15 protein-coding genes and 2 pseudogenes are annotated in these 16,198 nt (G+C 44.1%); 7 read left to right on the forward strand and 10 right to left on the reverse strand.

The window, feature by feature from the left end; genetic code table 11:
- Nucleotides 1-171 precede the first annotated feature (171 nt).
- The 8 genes from ACOCD9_RS11025 to ACOCD9_RS11060 form a co-directional block, all read right to left on the reverse strand.
- The gene (locus ACOCD9_RS11025; RefSeq protein WP_002761684.1) at nucleotides 172-1,236 is read right to left on the reverse strand and encodes a glycosyltransferase family 4 protein; all 1,065 of its coding nucleotides are present in this window, start codon (nucleotides 1,234-1,236) and stop codon (nucleotides 172-174) included.
- Nucleotides 1,237-1,314: 78 nt separating this feature from the next.
- Entirely contained in the window at nucleotides 1,315-2,598 is a 1,284-nt protein-coding gene (glyA, locus tag ACOCD9_RS11030; RefSeq protein ID WP_419547456.1) for a serine hydroxymethyltransferase, read from the reverse strand.
- Between the two features lie 759 nt (nucleotides 2,599-3,357).
- Nucleotides 3,358-6,414 (reverse strand): phosphoenolpyruvate carboxylase, encoded by a 3,057-nt coding sequence (gene ppc / locus ACOCD9_RS11035; RefSeq protein ID WP_419547458.1) that lies wholly within the window; start codon nucleotides 6,412-6,414, stop codon nucleotides 3,358-3,360.
- A gap of 288 nt (nucleotides 6,415-6,702) precedes the next feature.
- Nucleotides 6,703-6,891 carry a hypothetical protein gene (locus tag ACOCD9_RS11040; RefSeq protein ID WP_104398011.1) on the reverse strand — a complete coding sequence of 63 codons (189 nt, stop codon included), beginning with the start codon at nucleotides 6,889-6,891 and terminating at the stop codon, nucleotides 6,703-6,705.
- An 8-nt stretch (nucleotides 6,892-6,899) separates the two neighbouring features.
- Nucleotides 6,900-7,175 (reverse strand): cell division topological specificity factor MinE, encoded by a 276-nt coding sequence (gene minE / locus ACOCD9_RS11045; protein ID WP_002732811.1) that lies wholly within the window; start codon nucleotides 7,173-7,175, stop codon nucleotides 6,900-6,902.
- Between the two features lie 29 nt (nucleotides 7,176-7,204).
- Nucleotides 7,205-8,005 (reverse strand): septum site-determining protein MinD, encoded by an 801-nt coding sequence (gene minD, locus ACOCD9_RS11050; RefSeq protein WP_287700031.1) that lies wholly within the window; start codon nucleotides 8,003-8,005, stop codon nucleotides 7,205-7,207.
- Nucleotides 8,006-8,178: 173 nt separating this feature from the next.
- Nucleotides 8,179-9,006 (reverse strand): septum site-determining protein MinC, encoded by an 828-nt coding sequence (gene minC, locus ACOCD9_RS11055; protein ID WP_419547460.1) that lies wholly within the window; start codon nucleotides 9,004-9,006, stop codon nucleotides 8,179-8,181.
- Nucleotides 9,007-9,018: 12 nt separating this feature from the next.
- A complete protein-coding gene (locus ACOCD9_RS11060) occupies nucleotides 9,019-9,369 on the reverse strand; it encodes a hypothetical protein (RefSeq protein WP_419547461.1) in 351 nt (116 codons plus the stop codon).
- 177 nt (nucleotides 9,370-9,546) lie between these two features.
- On the opposite strand from ACOCD9_RS11060, the gene ACOCD9_RS11065 reads away from it, so the two are divergent.
- The 3 genes from ACOCD9_RS11065 to ACOCD9_RS11075 are packed head-to-tail and all read left to right on the forward strand — an operon-like array spanning nucleotide 9,547 to nucleotide 10,348.
- Nucleotides 9,547-9,705, forward strand: coding sequence for a hypothetical protein (locus ACOCD9_RS11065; RefSeq protein ID WP_419547463.1), 159 nt, complete (start codon nucleotides 9,547-9,549; stop codon nucleotides 9,703-9,705).
- A gap of 30 nt (nucleotides 9,706-9,735) precedes the next feature.
- Nucleotides 9,736-10,017 (forward strand): type II toxin-antitoxin system RelE/ParE family toxin, encoded by a 282-nt coding sequence (locus ACOCD9_RS11070; protein ID WP_004161689.1) that lies wholly within the window; start codon nucleotides 9,736-9,738, stop codon nucleotides 10,015-10,017.
- Nucleotides 10,018-10,033: 16 nt separating this feature from the next.
- The gene (locus tag ACOCD9_RS11075) at nucleotides 10,034-10,348 is read left to right on the forward strand and encodes a HigA family addiction module antitoxin (RefSeq protein ID WP_002733868.1); all 315 of its coding nucleotides are present in this window, start codon (nucleotides 10,034-10,036) and stop codon (nucleotides 10,346-10,348) included.
- A gap of 232 nt (nucleotides 10,349-10,580) precedes the next feature.
- On the opposite strand, the gene ACOCD9_RS11080 is transcribed toward ACOCD9_RS11075, so the two are convergent.
- Nucleotides 10,581-11,210: a hypothetical protein gene (locus tag ACOCD9_RS11080; protein WP_419547465.1), complete on the reverse strand. Its 630-nt coding sequence runs from the start codon at nucleotides 11,208-11,210 to the stop codon at nucleotides 10,581-10,583.
- Between the two features lie 355 nt (nucleotides 11,211-11,565).
- Between ACOCD9_RS11080 and ACOCD9_RS11085 the strand changes: the two are divergent.
- Nucleotides 11,566-11,883 (forward strand): annotated as a pseudogene (locus tag ACOCD9_RS11085) (tail length tape measure protein); the annotation flags it as partial.
- 73 nt (nucleotides 11,884-11,956) lie between these two features.
- Nucleotides 11,957-12,084: pseudogene (locus ACOCD9_RS11090) on the forward strand (IS1 family transposase); the annotation flags it as partial.
- Nucleotides 12,085-12,218: 134 nt separating this feature from the next.
- Here the strand turns inward: ACOCD9_RS11090 and ACOCD9_RS11095 are convergent.
- A complete protein-coding gene (locus tag ACOCD9_RS11095; protein WP_419547466.1) occupies nucleotides 12,219-13,538 on the reverse strand; it encodes a four-carbon acid sugar kinase family protein in 1,320 nt (439 codons plus the stop codon).
- Nucleotides 13,539-13,688: 150 nt separating this feature from the next.
- On the opposite strand from ACOCD9_RS11095, the gene lpxA reads away from it, so the two are divergent.
- Nucleotides 13,689-14,525, forward strand: a complete 837-nt coding sequence (gene lpxA / locus ACOCD9_RS11100; protein WP_419547468.1) for an acyl-ACP--UDP-N-acetylglucosamine O-acyltransferase — start codon at nucleotides 13,689-13,691, stop codon at nucleotides 14,523-14,525.
- A 141-nt stretch (nucleotides 14,526-14,666) separates the two neighbouring features.
- The gene (gene lpxB, locus ACOCD9_RS11105) at nucleotides 14,667-15,869 is read left to right on the forward strand and encodes a lipid-A-disaccharide synthase (RefSeq protein WP_419547470.1); all 1,203 of its coding nucleotides are present in this window, start codon (nucleotides 14,667-14,669) and stop codon (nucleotides 15,867-15,869) included.
- Nucleotides 15,870-16,198: the final 329 nt, after the last annotated feature.

Consider the following 16,198-nt stretch of genomic DNA (forward strand, 5'->3'; position numbering starts at 1 on the left):
AAACTATCAACAACTTATGCTTGTAAAGCTTGTACAATAGGGCTTTGAGTTTTTGTTAGATTGATATTTATCAACTTTAGAGCATTGCTGGACAGAGAGGGAGCTTGGGGAATTTTCTACAGTGTAAGTTCGGAAGAACCATTATTAATCCTTTTTCTAGTTTAAGACGGCTTACGGTTCACTGCCACGATTGCGCCAGACTTGCCAACCGACGTAACCGAGGAGGAGAGTCGCACCAAAGGCAAAACCCCAACCACTGGGAACATTGGAGAAACCGAGGGCTAAACTGCCCACCCAGAGAGTTAGGGCGTAGATAAATAATACTGTCAGACGGTGAGAGATACCCGCTTTCAGTAAACGATGGTGTAAATGACGTTTATCAGCCACAAAAGGGGATTTTCCGCGTTTGAGACGGGAAATAATCACCGTGGACATATCGAGGAGAGGAACCGCAAGGATGAGATAGGGTAATAGGACGGCGGTAACGGCAACAGTAGTCACAGCAGTGGTTTTAGCCAATCCAATCACCGCCACACCCGCCAGGGTAAAACCCATAAAATAGGCCCCACCATCCCCCATAAAAATTTGGGCGGGGTTAAAATTGTAACGCAGAAAACCCAGGGCTCCACCCGCCAAAGCGGCGGCGATAATAGCGGCGGCCGGTTGTCCCATCACCAAAGTTACAATCAAAATCACCACGGCAGATATACCCGAAACCCCCGCCGCTAATCCATCTAAACCGTCAATCCAATTAATCGCGTTAGCCATCCCCACTAACCAGAGGAGAGTAACTGGTAAACTTAGCCAATGAATTTGTAATAAATCGCCGAAGGGAATAGAGAGGAAATCGATCCTAACGCCAGCTTGCCAAGCTAGAAAAGCGACGCTAAACTGCATTACCAGACGATTGAGGGGGGAAAGATTAAAAAGATCATCCGCTAGACCGATGAGGAAAAAGCCCAAACCGCCTAGGGTTACGCCCCACACTTCCCATTCTCGATCGCTGTTTAAACCGGCAAACCCTCCCAACCACCAAACAATCAGGAGGGCAGTTAAAGCACCGACAAAAATCGAAACTCCCCCCAGTCGAACCATAGGCTTTTCATGGACCTTCCTTTCGTTGGGTTTATCGACGTAACCGCTTTTCAGTCCGACGGTTCTGACGAGGGGGGTACTCCAAAGTACCACGGTATGGGCGATCAGAAAAGCAATTAGATAGTATAAATCTCCGGACATGGGAATTGGGGGGCGATTTAATTCACAATTGGCCACTGACAGGCAATCGCCAATTATGAACTTTTATTATCTCTCTTTTTAGGCCAAGGCGGGGACGGAAATATGGAGATGGGGATAGAGGGGGAAGCTTTCACAGAGTTTCGCTACCCGTTGACGGCAAGCAGTTCTCAGGGCTTCATCCCCTGGATTAAGGAGAATATCGGCGATAATGTTGCCAATCTCGATAAATTCCGTTTCTCCTAGTCCTCTGGTGGTCATAGCCGGGGAACCCAAGCGCAAACCACTGGTGACAAAGGGAGACTCGGGATCGAAGGGAACAGTGTTTTTATTAGCGGTAATATTGATCGTACTCACCAAGCGATCGGCCTCTTTCCCGGTCATGCCCACGGATCTTAAATCGAGTAACATCAAGTGATTATCCGTACCATCAGTGACAATTTTAATCCCTCTAGCCTTCAACTGACCGGCCAAAGCTTGGGCATTAGCGATTACTTGGCCCGAATAAATTTTAAACTCCGGTTTCAATGCTTCCCCAAAAGCCACCGCTTTCGCCGCGATCACGTGTTCTAGGGGTCCGCCTTGGGTACCGGGGAAGACGGATTTATCGAATTTTTTGCCTAATTCCTCGTCTTTGGTCATAATTAAACCCCCCCTAGGACCGCGCAGGGTTTTGTGAGTGGTGGTAGTTACCACATCACAGTGGGGTAGGGGGTTAGGATGATGACCAGTGGCCACTAAACCAGCAATATGGGCGATATCTGCCATCAGGTAGGCCCCCACTTCGTCAGCGATGGCGCGGAATTTATCGAAATCAATCTGGCGCGAATAGGCAGAATAACCGCAGATAATTAGTTTGGGTTTTTCTTTGCGGGCGATGTCAAGGATGAGATCGTAGTCCAGGAGTTCGCTTTCGGGACTTACTCCGTACTGTACTACTCGGAACCATTTTCCAGAAACGTTAACGGGGGAACCGTGGGTAAGATGACCACCGTGGGAGAGATCCATGCCCATAATCGTATCGCCTGGCTGCAAGAGGGTCAGGAAAACGGCGAAATTAGCTTGGGCGCCAGAGTGGGGTTGTACGTTAGCGTGATTTGCCCCAAATAGTCGTTTAACCCGATTGATCGCTAATTGTTCCGCTTCGTCAACGTATTCGCAACCGCCATAGTAGCGTTTTTTTGGCAGTCCTTCCGCGTATTTGTTGGTTAAAACCGAACCCTGGGCGGCCATGACGGCAGCCGAGGTAAAGTTTTCACTAGCGATTAATTCTAGGTGATCTCTTTGACGTTGCAGTTCTTTTTGCAGAATCCCTGCGATCGCTGGATCCGTCAGGGATAGTATATCTAGGTTGGTATCAGTCACGGTTACTCGATCCTTTTTTTTGACAATTTACCTGTAATCATTGGGTCACTCCTTCCATTTTGGCACAATCTCTAATCTTCCGACACACCAGTGAGCTTAATTGCCTCTCTTCGGAAGCGATGGTCAATTGTCAACTGTTAGCGGTAAAATCTTCATTTTTAGTCCATAAGTGATAGTAAGTAGGTAGGCGTTAAAAATTATCAGACACCCCCCTTATCAAGGGGGAATTAAAGGGGGGACTAAGGGGGGATCGGCACCCCCCTTATCAAGGGGGGCAGGGGGGATCGAACCTAAAATCCATTTTTAATTTAATTATAACCAGCTACTTAATATTAGCCAATAGAACCCCCCCAAAGCTTGGATTGAGTGATAAAATCGGAAGTAATGCCCAATTTTAGCGGTGATTTTCCCTTTAAAAATAACAACTTAGTAGAAGTTCTACAAAAAGTTGACAAATCACAAAAATAGGGTGGATTACCTTCAAGACAATCCCCCCGAAAACTACCATTAATTAGGGCTGGCTGAAAAAATCTAAAAACCTTGTTGGGTAACATTTTTAGACTTTTTTCCCCTCAAAAAGTGCCAGCCATTGCGGGTATCGGAGGGAAATTTCAAGGACTTTTTCCCTGAAAATTAGGTGGTTGACCCCCTCAAAATCCCTACACCCTACACCCTACACCCGTTCGGCTGAGCTCACGGCCGAAGCCCACACCCTGCCCCCACCAATACACTTTTTCAGCACACCCTAATTATCTGTAATCAACCGGTATTTCTCATCCCTGCGGCAATACCATTAATCGTCATTAAAGCACCCCTTAATAACTCCTCTTTAGAATAGCGGAAATGAATCACACCGGATTGAGCTTGACTGTTGTATTGACGTAAACGCTTCAGGAGAGACACCTGTAGGAAACCGAGGGGAACGATCGAACCGTTGCGTAACTGCACCGAGCGCTGTAAATTCGGATCATTATCCAATAAATGTTTCTCGCCGGTGATCTGGAGAACAATCTCGCTAGTGCGATTATATTCCTCTTTGATCCTTTCAAACAGACGTTGAAAACGTTCTCGATCTTCCTGTTTAGAAAGTTCACTGACGTAGTGATAGGCCATCTGTAGATCCACCTTTGATAAAGTCATTTCTGCCTTAGAAATCACCATCTGGAAGAAAGGCCACTTGTGATAAAAATGGCGTAACAATTCCAAATTTCTGCTAGGAGAATCATCGAGAAACATCTGTAAAGCTGTCCCTAAACCATACCAAGCTGGTAAAAGAAAACGGGTTTGCGTCCAACTAAACACCCAGGGAATTGCCCGCAGGGTACTTAAATCCTGTTGACCACTTTTCCGGCGGGCCGGTCGGGAACTAATCTGTAAAAGACTAATTTCAGGAATGGGAGTCACGGACAGAAAGAAGTCTAAAAAGTCCGGTTCTTCATAAATCAAACTGCGATAGGTTTGCCGTGAACAGGTGGCCAAGTCCTCCATGATGCGATTCCAGGGTTCGAGATCATCAAAACCACTGCCCAGTAAACTTGCCTGTATGACTGCCGTTACGGCCGTTTCGAGGTTATACAAGGCCAATTCTGGTAAAGAGTATTTCGAGGCTAAAACCTCGCCTTGTTCGGTGATTTTAATGCGACCGTTAATAGTTCCCCGGGGTTGGGCGAGGATAGCGGCGTAGGCCGGACCCCCACCGCGACCGACGGAACCGCCCCGGCCATGAAAAAGACGTAGATCCACGCCGTATTGTTTAGCGGTTTTTTGTAAAGCCTTCTGGGCCTTATGAATTTCCCAATTACTGCTTAAAAAGCCAGAATCCTTATTACTATCGGAGTAACCCACCATAATCTCCTGTAAATTACTCGGTTCGAGGATGGCAGGTTCCGGGGCCACTTCCTCCCTGTTTAAAGCCGCTAAATGGTCGTAACCGCCGGCTAGGGCTGCCCGATAGAGGGGCAATTCAAACAAAGTCTGCATGATGCCGGGGGCGTGTTTGAGGTCATCGACGGTTTCAAAGAGGGGAACAATGCGGAGGGAACTGCGGCTAGTGGCGGGGTCGTATAAACCAGCTTCTTGGGCTAATAACAGCACTTCTAGCACATCGCTGGCCTCGTTGGTCATGCTGATAATGTAGGTTTGGCAGATTTCCAGGCCAAATTCCCCTTGCAGACTTCTTAAAACTCGCAGGGTTTCAATGGTTTCGCAGGTTCTTTCCGAGAAGGGCATTTCCCGGGGAATTAGCGGCCGACGGGTTTTTAATTCCTCCACTAACCAGGCGATTTTTTCTGATTCGGTTAATTGACCGTAGGGTTTCGGTAAAACTCCCAGATATGCGGCGATTTCTTCGATACATTCGGCGTGACGGGTGGATTCTTGCCGAAAATCTAACTGAGTCAGGACAAAGCCAAAAATCTCCACTTGGGCGATCAGTTGATCCAGTTCTTGACAGGAAAGACCGGTTTGCAAGAGACTGCGCTGTAATAGCTGTAATTCGGCTAAAAACTCGGAACCAGAGCGATAGATGTTGGTTTCGTTGAGTTTAGTTAATAATTGTCGTTCTTCCGGGTCATTGAGGCGATCATTGCGATCACGGGTATTTTCCAGACGTTTTTGAATAAAGGCCAATTTGAGGCGATAGGGTTCCTGACGGTAGCGGATGGCTAACTGGCTATAGATTTCGGGCATTTGCTGTTTATCTCTGTCCAGGGAGTCCAGCAACTCCGGCAAGACGTGACACCAGTGCAGGGAGGCACTTAAAATACTGGTCAGGTCGCGAATAGCATCGAGATATTTTTTAATAACCAGATTGCGCTGATAACAGCAGGTTTTCCAGGTGACTTCGGGGGTAACGGAGGGATTGCCATCCCGATCCCCCCCCACCCAAGAACCGAAGCGACAGAAGTTATTTTTCGGCGCTTGTAAACGGGGAAAGGAGGATTGTAGGCTTTGCTGCAGACGCAGGGTTAACTGGGGTAGGGAATCGAAGAGAACCTCATCGAAGTAGTGCAGGGCGTAATCCACTTCATCGACGACGGTGGGTTTAAATTGGTGTAGTTCATCTGTTCGCCACCAGAAACGTATTTCTTCTTTTAACTGTTTGGTGACTGTTTGTGCTTCTCTGGAGTTAGTTAACCCCATACTGCGAAAGATTTCTTCTGCTTGGTCGAGTTTTTCGAGAATGCCCGAGATGCGGCGCTGTTTAATGCGAATGGTGTGACGGACAATTTCCGTGGGGTGGGCCGTGAAAACCAGACGGATATCTAACTGATCGAGAAGACGCTGGATTTCTTGGGGAGGGACGTTAACCTGTTTAAGATAGGGAAATAACCAGTGAAATAGTCCCGATTTTGGGCTGGAGTGATCGGACTCGTTCAGGGTTTTTTCCAGCCAATCGGCCCCGACAATGGTGGCTAAAAGGCTTTTTTGCGTTGGGTCAGCCTTGGGACTTTCGTTTTCTTCCCCGATCACCGTCCGTCGCAGTAGTTGCTGATCCCTTTGTTCGTAGTGTTGTTCGATTATATTTATTAACTGGAAATAGAGGGCAAAAGCCCGGGTAACTTTGATCGCTTCCCCCAGTTCCAAGTCTTCGATCATTTTGGCGATCGTTGCCTCCGCACTATCATCGGTCACTTGTCCTTCCTCAGAACAGAGATGGCGCAGTAATTCCAGTAAATCGACTAATTCTTGACCACATTCGGAGATCAAGACTTCTTTCCATAAATCTTCGATTAATTTCAGTCTTTGCTGCAGAAACAGGTTGGAAGTGCTGAAAATATCCTGTTCGGTTTCGGTTGAGGGGACAAGGACGCTCATAATTTCATTAATCAGTAATCAGTAATCAGTAAACAGTCATCAGTCATCAGTCATCAGTCATCAGTAAAAAGAAAGCTCAGAACTTGCCCCTTAATACTATTCACTGAAAACTCGAATCTGATCATTGATAACTGATAACCGACCACCGATAACTGATCTATCGGGATTAGTTCTTAGGGTTTGTCAAAAATGAGATTATATGCCAAAGAATCACATTTTTTCCTATTTTTAACAAAAACTTTACCATTATTGCCTCTTTTCAGGGGGCAAAAAGACTTTTTTCTTGGATTATCGGTCACTGTTGACCGGTAACTGATCGGGAATATTGAGAAGGGGCAAGCGATCGCCGCGAAACAATTCCTCACTTTCCTGGCCCAATTCAATTAACCAATGATTGAGGGACCGCAAGGCCAGATAGGAGAGAAGAAAGGGACTGACCGCTAGACTAAGCCAAAGCTCGCTCGGTTGAGTTTTCATGGCAATTTTTAGGTTAAAGGACGGCGTTTGATGCGACGAATCGGAAAATTAGCAATCAGGGCGGTAGTTCGTTGGTCACTTTCTAGGAGTAACTCGGTTTCCTCGGTGTCGATATCAAGATAACGACCGACCACTTCTAAGATTTCTTGACGCATCATATCGAGAATTTCGGGACTAAGATCGGCCCGATCATGGGCCAGAATAAGTTTTAAGCGTTTTTTAGCTTGGTCGCCACTTTTGCCCGAACCGCGCCATGCTAGAAGTTTATCGATCAGGTCATTCATAGTAGGTTAAGGGGTTGAGATGAGAGAGTTTAAGGCCCAAACAAGCGACGACGCAGACGGGTAAGAAAACCTTCCTGACCGGCCATTAAATCTAGAAACGGCACATCGCGACCCTGTAAACGTTGGGCAATGTTTCTAAAGGCCATGGCGGGAAGGGAAGTCTTCTCCTCTAATACTAATGGTTCCCCTTTATTAGTGGAAATAATAATTCTTTGATCGTCGGGAATAATCCCCAACAGGGGAATTACCAAGAGGTCGAGAATATCCTCGACGCTGATCATCTGATTAAGTTGGATCATTTCTGGCCGCAGCCGGTTGACGATCAGACGGATACCTTTAATATCCTCGCTTTCTAGTAATCCCACCACGCGATCGGCATCTCTCACCGCCGACATTTCTGGGGTAGTAACGATGATCGCTTCCTGGGCAGCGGCGATCGCATTGCGAAAACCCATTTCAATTCCTGCCGGGCAATCAATCAATACATAATCATAACTTTTTGACAATTGGGCGACTAAATCCTTCATTTGCTCGGCAGTAATTGCCTCTTTGGTGCGATTTTGCGCCGCCGGTAATAGAACCAGATTTTCCTGTCTTTTATCCTTAACTAAAGCTTTATCAAGGCTACAATCTCCCGCCACCACATCGAGGGCAGTATAAACGATACGCTGTTCTAATCCTAACAATAAATCGAGATTTCTCAGTCCGAAATCGGCATCGACAAGGGCGACTCGACAGCCTAATTGAGATAAGGCTGAACCTAAGTTCGCCGTTACCGTCGTTTTACCAACTCCCCCCTTTCCCGATGTCACCACAATTACACGAGCCATAATTTATATCAGTTATCAGTTATCAGTTATCAGCTATCAGTTACCGGTTATCAGTTATCAGTTATCAGTTATCAGTTATTGGTTTGATAGAGTTTTTCATTTCAACGCAGTTAACCCCTATTTTTACTGGTCACTGAATCACTATTTACTGATCACTGTTTACTGGTCACTGATCACTTTTTTTCTACCCATCCCACTTTATCTTTAAAGGTGTAGGTTCTGGAAAAATTATAAGCCCCAATGATGCGGATTCCTCCTTCGCTGATACAGGCAATTTCTGGTTCAATGCGATCGCTATTCAAAGCCGGGGCGCGTGCCACTAATTCCGCGATCCGCAGTTGAGTTAAATCGATTCGCAGAGCCATGATTAGCGCCGCTCGATCGCCGCGGAATCCGGCATGGGCCACACCGCGCAAACTCCCCCAAACTAATATATCGCCATCAGCGACGATTGATCCGCCGGGGTTGACATCGCCCATGATTATAACTGTACCCGGGTGACGGATTTCTACACCCGATCGCAGGGTGGTTTTTAAGTACAAAGGTTCGGCGAGGAGGGATTGCGGCGGTTGCTCATCCCCGAAAACCGTGGGATTCGCTTGCATTTGTTCGACATTGTAACCCATAGTTGCCGCTGCCACTGCGGTTTGTCTTCTTTGGGTTTGGATGGTGTGCAGGGGTAATTCGGCACTGTCTAAAATTGTGGCGATCGCTTGTAGTTGGCGCGTATCCATCAGGCGATTGTTGGCCCGTAGGTGTACTGGTGTTCTAGCGGGGCAGTTTTGGCCGCTATTACGGAGATAATATTTTAATCCTGTCAAGATATCTGTCCAATCCTGACTTGTCTCCCCAGTGCCGGTTTTGGGTAAAATTAGCACCAATTTCTCACCCTCGCTTTTTAGATGGATTTGGGCGTATCTCGACATTACCGAGGCTGATGGCTCAATTTTTTCGGTTTCTAGGTCGATTTCTTGATTTATTCCGGTTTTAGTTTCATCCATAAAGATAATTTTTTACTTAAACAAGACAAAGCGCAAAATAGCGATCAGCAAACCGACGGAAGCGGTAATCAGTGAACCGCCTAAAATGGTCATCAATGCCCAAATTTGATTTTTTTGACTACCCTCAACTATTTTGAGGCGATTATCCATCCCTTCCACCCTTTCGGTTAATTTTGCCTGTCCTATCTCTAGGGATTTAACATCTTGCTTGATTTCCTTGATATCAGCTTTAATTTCGCCAATATCAGCTTTAATTTCAACGATACTATTCTCGATCGCTGTGAAACGAGTCTCGATCGCTTTTTGTCCGTTGATAATTAAATCTTCTAGCCTTTGCAAGTCCGTATCGGCAACAGTTTTCATAAAAATTAACTGGCTATCAGTAAAGATGTTTCTTTAATTATGAACCTTGAGCAGCCGGCAGCAGTGGGAATTAGGAATTATAAATTAGGAATTACGGCTGATGCGAGATAGAGAGGTTTGTAAAATCAAAGGGAGGCATCACGATAAAGGTAATCACTCCAAAGCATGAGGCCTCCCATGAATAGGATAGATGCTCCCACCCTCTTGACTATTATTTATGTCCTGGTGGATGACTGGTATCAAGAACAGGGATATCGCTTGACTCCCATGCTACCTGCACCTGAGCCTAGTTTCAGTGATAACGTTAGCATGAGATCGACGATCGCACTAAGATGATATGATAGTAGTGCATTTTGCTAATTATTGATGATTAAGAGTTTTGCATCTAAGGAGACAGAGCAAGTATTCAAACGTAAATTTCCACGAAAATTACCTCAAGATATTCAACGAAATGCTCGGAGAAAGCTAGAAGTTTTAGACGCGGCCGAAACTTTACAGGATTTATACATTCCTCCATCTAATCGGTTGGAAAAACTCTCAGGAGATAGAAAAAATCAGCATAGTATCCGAATTAACGATCAGTGGCGGATTTGTTTTATTTGGAAAAATGGCAACGCCTACAATGTAGAAATAGTCGATTATCATTAATTGTTACTCAATAATCATGACTGAGAAAAAATTATTAGCCCCCATTCATCCTGGTGAGATTCTGTTAGAAGAATTTCTCAAACCGATGGAAATTAGCCAAGAACGTTTGGCAGAAGATCTTAATGTACCAATAGAGCAAATCAAGGAAATTATCGAGGAAAAGCGAGGAATTACTGCTGATATTGCCTTAAGGCTTTCCCGTTATTTTGGTATGTCTGAAAGGTTCTGGATGAATCTTCAAACAAGGTATGATATTGAAGTAGAAAAAGATAGGCTCAGAGAACGTTTAGAGAAGGAAGTAAAAGTCTATGCTGCTTCACAAGCACTGTAGCATAACCGAAAAAATAGGGGAAGAATAATAATTTTAACCCCCCGTAGGGTGGATTAGCGCAGCGTAATCCACCATTACATCAATTATTGAATAACCATAGATTAGGTGCGTTACACTTCGTTAACGCACCCTACAAGAGCGGCGATCGCACTTTCTATCAAAACTGATCGTGTGAACCTCCGTTCCGCTCCAACGAATCGTTAGACCTCAAGGGTAGAGATATGCAAGGGAATTACAAGATTAGTGATCTAGCCAAATTTACTCCTGTAAATATACCTAGTAACAAGAGAATTGGATTCCATAAAAACATTGCTGAAATAATAAAATTATTATCCTCTAAGAAAAATGAAGGCCCTATATTCAACAATTCAAATATTAATTCTGAAATCATTGTGCCATAAAATATAAGCAATCCTAATGCTCCAGTCAAAATCAATAAAATAAATATTACAAGCATAGACAACAATAAAACTGCAATAAGCTTCCAAGCAAGTCCAAAAGCCAAAAGTTTTACTGCACCATTAACTGCCATTGATAAAATAATATTTGGGAAAATAATAAGAACTATACTAATGACTACAGATGAAATCCAAAGACCTATAAAGGAACCCATCCATTGGAGTGCTGAGTGGCGGACTCCATGCTCTGAGGGAAGACGAAGCTCTGAGGGAAGACGAATCTTGAGACTAGCCATAATTGCTGACAGAATTCCCAGAAAAATAACCCGATTTTCAATTATCTTTATCAGCAATGTAGAAGGTGTTCCGTGAATCCAAAAGCCAGATATAAACCAAGCAAAAATAACACCGATTAAAAAATAAGGGATCGCCCTAAAAAACCTTGTTAAAACTTTCTCAATCATTCTTGGACTCAATTTCTGCTATTTTCCTGCTTCGAAATTTTAATGTATTCTACAACAAACGTCACCTATTGTCAAGTCTGAGAACGACAATTGTGCTACAAGAGCAGCGATCGCTTATGTTTTGGGTTTAAATCTAATTTTAAAGTTGATTCCATTCATCAATATTTATCTGACGAGCAATAATAGTTTCAACCTCCCGAATCATCATTCTCAATTGAGATACAGAATACTCAGAATTAGAGGGAATAGTAGGCGTTGTCAGATAAAGAGATGAGAGGGCAAAATAGATAGAAACTCAATGAAGGAAAAAAAACGATGAAATGTCCAGAATGTAAAAGTGACCACATCAATAAAATATGTGGAATGGCATTTAAAACAGTCCTTGGCTCCTTTATTATTTGAGGATGAAGAAATTGATGATAGTTCTCTGAATGTGATTAAAGCCAATCGGAGTGAATCCGCTCAGTCTAAAGAGAGAAAAAAACGGAATCAAGAGAACTTTCCTGTGCATAGTTTTCGGACTTTGTTGGAAGACCCGGGGACAATTTGCTTGAATACAGTGGAGTGTACGATTAAAGAGGGAAGTTATCGTTTTTCTAAGATAACTCGACCGACCCAACTGCAACAAAAAGCGTTAGATTTATTGGGAGTTTCCCTGATTTGTACCCAGTAACGGGGTGCTGGAAATTCTCTTAATCCCTTCTACAGCACAGGTTATGGCTTTTTGTCAACGGGGAAGTCCAGTTATTGAAAGATTAAATAATACCTTTCGACTAAGGATTTCTTGGCTGGTGAGAGAGAGTCTATCTTTCTCTAAAAAAATGGAGAATCACCTTGGGGAACCCTTTGGTATTTTATCCATGACTACAATGCACAGCAAGGCAAAGGATTAAGCCGCCATCACTACTACCGAATCACCACCAGAATTATGAATTGGGGAGCTTTTTTCAGTAATCAGTGAACTGAAAACTCACATCTGCTCACTGCTCACTGATTACTGATTGCCTCCTATTGACACAAACGTTGATAAACTGTGGCCAAAGCTTGGACATCACCGACGTTACCCGGGAAAAGAACCACGGGTAAATTAGGAAAGAGATGATGATCGGCTGCTGTGCGAACCATGGAGACACCGGGGAGAATCTGACCGAGTAAACGGGCTGATTGCAGGCTTAAACCCGTACTTAAGACATCATTAGAGGTAATTCCGCCTTTACTGATTAAAAAACTGATATCACTGGGTAAACCCTTAACAATGTCCATTAACAGGGTGGAGACGGCAACCCCAAAATCAAGACGTTTCTGCACAGAAGCAAAGGTTAACTCTTGCCGACTGGTATAGATCACGGGGGTTTGTTTATTTTTGTGAATAAGCTTGACTTTTTCCAGAGCTTGTGCTAGGAGTTGCTCTCGTTGCTCAGGACGATCGCGCAATGCCGTCACATCGATTTCGACTCCGACGGTGTTGGGTTGTTGAAGCAGTTCATCTAATTGTTGGCTAGTTTTTTTGACGTGGGAACCGACGATAATTGCCCCGGCTTCCCCCGTGGGCTTATACTTACCCATAGATTCGGGTGCGATCGGTTGAGTTCCTAAATTAGCCAAAGAAGTTAAAATACTGGCGGCACTACGGAATAAAAATTTTTTTCCCTCCCCTGCGGCGGTTAAAATATCTTCAGCAAAGCGATCGAGATCCGCTTGAGTTTCCCCATCTACCACCCCACATTGATTATTTTTGAGCTTTTGCAGTCGTTCTAAACTACCTTGACGGATATCTGCCAGTAAAAATCTCTCTACATCATCTGCTTTAATTTTACCTTGGGTTTTCTCCTCCACATAATCCGGCAGATAACTATAGTGGTAGGCAAAAACCGAATCGCGAGCAAATTCCGTCTCGTGGACGGGAGTGGGAACGCCATCGATGATTAAATAGTGAATACTATCACGGGTGATTCTACCTCCCTCAAAAAAGGCTGGAATCAGGAAATGAGCATCAAAACCGCCCAATTCTTCGGCAATAACATCAGTTTCGATCGGATAATGCCCGCGCAAGGTAGAATCGGAACGACTAACCACCAAAAAATCCTCGATTCCCTCTTTAGTTAAGGCAGTTTTCAGATTATGACAGACTTCTCTGGTGACAGACTCGGCTTTTTCGGGGGTTAAAGCGCGAGTATTGGTCAAAACAAAGAAAATTGGCGCATTATCTGCCAATCCCAAGCGGAGAGTATCTTCATCCCACCGCATCAATAACAGACAACTATGGACTGTTTGGGAACCTGTCGGGTCGTCATCTAAGACTATAATTTTAGGTCTATTATTACTCATATATTTTTTATCAGGATGGGAGGGACGAAGGAACCAAGAGAATCTGGTTAATAGTTTATCGGGTTCTGGTTCCCCATCAAAGTCGTCCCCTCCGCAAGCAACCGCTATCAATCTTGATCACAATCTGTCCAATATAGGATAAGCTATACCATGATTCATACAGTGACGAAGTTGAGCGCGGGAGACTTCCCTTTGAATACGTTAATTCACCCCACTGCGGTTATCCATCCGTCGGCAAAACTTGATCCCAAGGTTAAAGTTGGTCCCTATGCTGTGATCGGGGCCAATGTGGAAATTGAAGCTGATACAATTATTGATGCCCATGTGGTCATTGAGGGTCCGACTAAAATTGGCAAGGGTAATCATATTTTTTCTGGGGCTGTTATTGGTAATGAACCACAGGATTTAAAGTATAAAGGGGGCGAAAGTACCGTAGAAATTGGTGATTATAACCAAATTCGCGAGTTTGTCACGATTAATCGCGCCACGGATACGGGAGAAGTTACCCAAATTGGCAATAATAATTTATTAATGGCCTATGTTCACGTTGCCCATAATTGTATTTTGCAAGATAACATTATTATCGCTAATAGTGTCGCCTTGGCTGGTCATGTCCAGATCGAATCAAAAGCAGTTATCGGGGGGGTTTTAGGAGTACATCAATTTGTTCATATTGGCAAAATGGCCATGTTAGGAGGAATGAGTCGTATTGATCGCGATGTTCCCCCTTTTACTTTAGTGGAAGGCAATCCCTGTCGCGTGCGAACTCTTAATTTAGTCGGTTTACAAAGGGCCGGTTTTACCGATGAAGATTTAGCTTTACTCAAAAAAGCTTTTCGGATTATCTATCGTTCTAATATAAATCTTCAGGAGGCTTTAGAACAAGTTTCTCTCTTAACCGATAACCCCCATGTTCAACATCTCTGTCAATTTTTACAATCCTCTACCACCGGAGAAAAACGCCGCGGTTTAATTCCGGGGAAATAATTTTTTTATTGAGGAACAGTCTGTGGGGTGTGTGGTGTAGGGTGATGGGGAAGTGGGAAGAATAAATAAAAACAATCTCCAGCAATCCTATCTCCAGCAATCCTGTCTCCTGAATTCTTTTATTATCAAATAATTATCCAAATGCGTATATTTATTAGCACGGGTGAGGTATCGGGTGATTTACAGGCAGCCATGCTGATTGAATCCCTTTTTAAACTAGCTAAAACCCAGGCAATTGAGTTAGAAATTTTTGCCTTAGGTGGCGATCGCATGGAGTTAGCTGGAGCCAAAATGCTGGGTAAAACCACTCGACTGGCTGCTATGGGATTAATTGAATCTATCCCCTTTATTTTGCCAACCTTACAACTACAAAAACGAGCAAAAGAGTTTTTTAAAGATCATCCCCCTGATATCATTATTTTAATTGATTATGTGGGGGCAAATGTGGCGATCGGTCAGTCGGCTAAAAAAATTATTCCCGATGTCCCAATTATTTATTATATTGCCCCGCAGGTGTGGATTTGGTCAGAAGAAAATATCCCCTCAGCTAAACTAAGATCCACAGCAGAAAAGTTATTTAATACGGAAAAATTAATCGCCATCACGGATAAATTATTGGCAATTTTTCCTGCCGAAGCCCGTTTTTTTGAAACAAAAGGTTTACCAGTAACTTGGGTGGGACATCCTTTAGTTGATCGTATGGCTAATGCTCCCAATCGCCAAGAAATGCGGCAAAAATGGGCAATAAAACCCGAAGAAACAGTGATCGCTTTGTTACCCGCTTCCCGTCAACAGGAGTTTAAATATCTCGTGCCGACTGTGTGCGCTGCTGCCCAAAAATTACAGGAAAAAATACCCGATATTAAGTTTTTAATTCCCGTTCCCTTAGCTTTATACGAACCAAAAATGCGAGAATTAGTCGAGGAATATGGATTAAATGCGGTGATTATGGAACGAGATCAGACTTTAGAAGCGATTGCCGCGGCCGATCTGGCTGTGGCTAAGTCTGGTACAGTTAATCTCGAAATTGCTTTGTTAAACGTGCCGCAGGTGGTGGTTTACCGTTTAAGTGCAGTTACTGCTTGGATTGCCCGCAATATTATGAAGTTTTCTGTACCATTTGTCTCACCAGTAAATTTAGTTTTAATGCGAGAAATTGTTCCCGAATTATTACAAGAGGAAGCTAACCCAGAGAGAATTATGCAGGAATGTCTAGATTTATTATTAAATCAGCAACGTCGGCAAAAAATGTTAGATGAATACGCAGAAACTAAAGCCGGTTTAGGAACAGTAGGCAGTTGTGAGCGAGTGGCACAAGAGGTGTTTAAAATAGGCCTTTGTTAGGGTTGGGAGCCGGTCGTCAGGAGACAGGATTCAGGAGACAGGAGACAGGAGACAGCTTTTTTCTCCCCGCTCCCCAATTCATAATTCATAATTCATAATTCCTACACCCTACACCCCACGGCTGCATCCAACATTTGCAGAAATATCGACAATCAGCAATTATCAGTAACTCTGAAATTGGTACAAAAATATGAACAATCGCGTGTAAGCATCCCACCGAAAAGCTAATGCGCGGGGGGTTTGGGGGCGGCACTTCGACACGCTCAGTGACCGCGCCACGCCCCCAACGGGGGGTTTGGGGGGTAGAACCCCCCAAAAGCTTGGATTGA

It is taken from the genome of Microcystis sp. (assembly GCF_048564745.1).
Classification (GTDB): domain Bacteria; phylum Cyanobacteriota; class Cyanobacteriia; order Cyanobacteriales; family Microcystaceae; genus Microcystis; species Microcystis ichthyoblabe_A.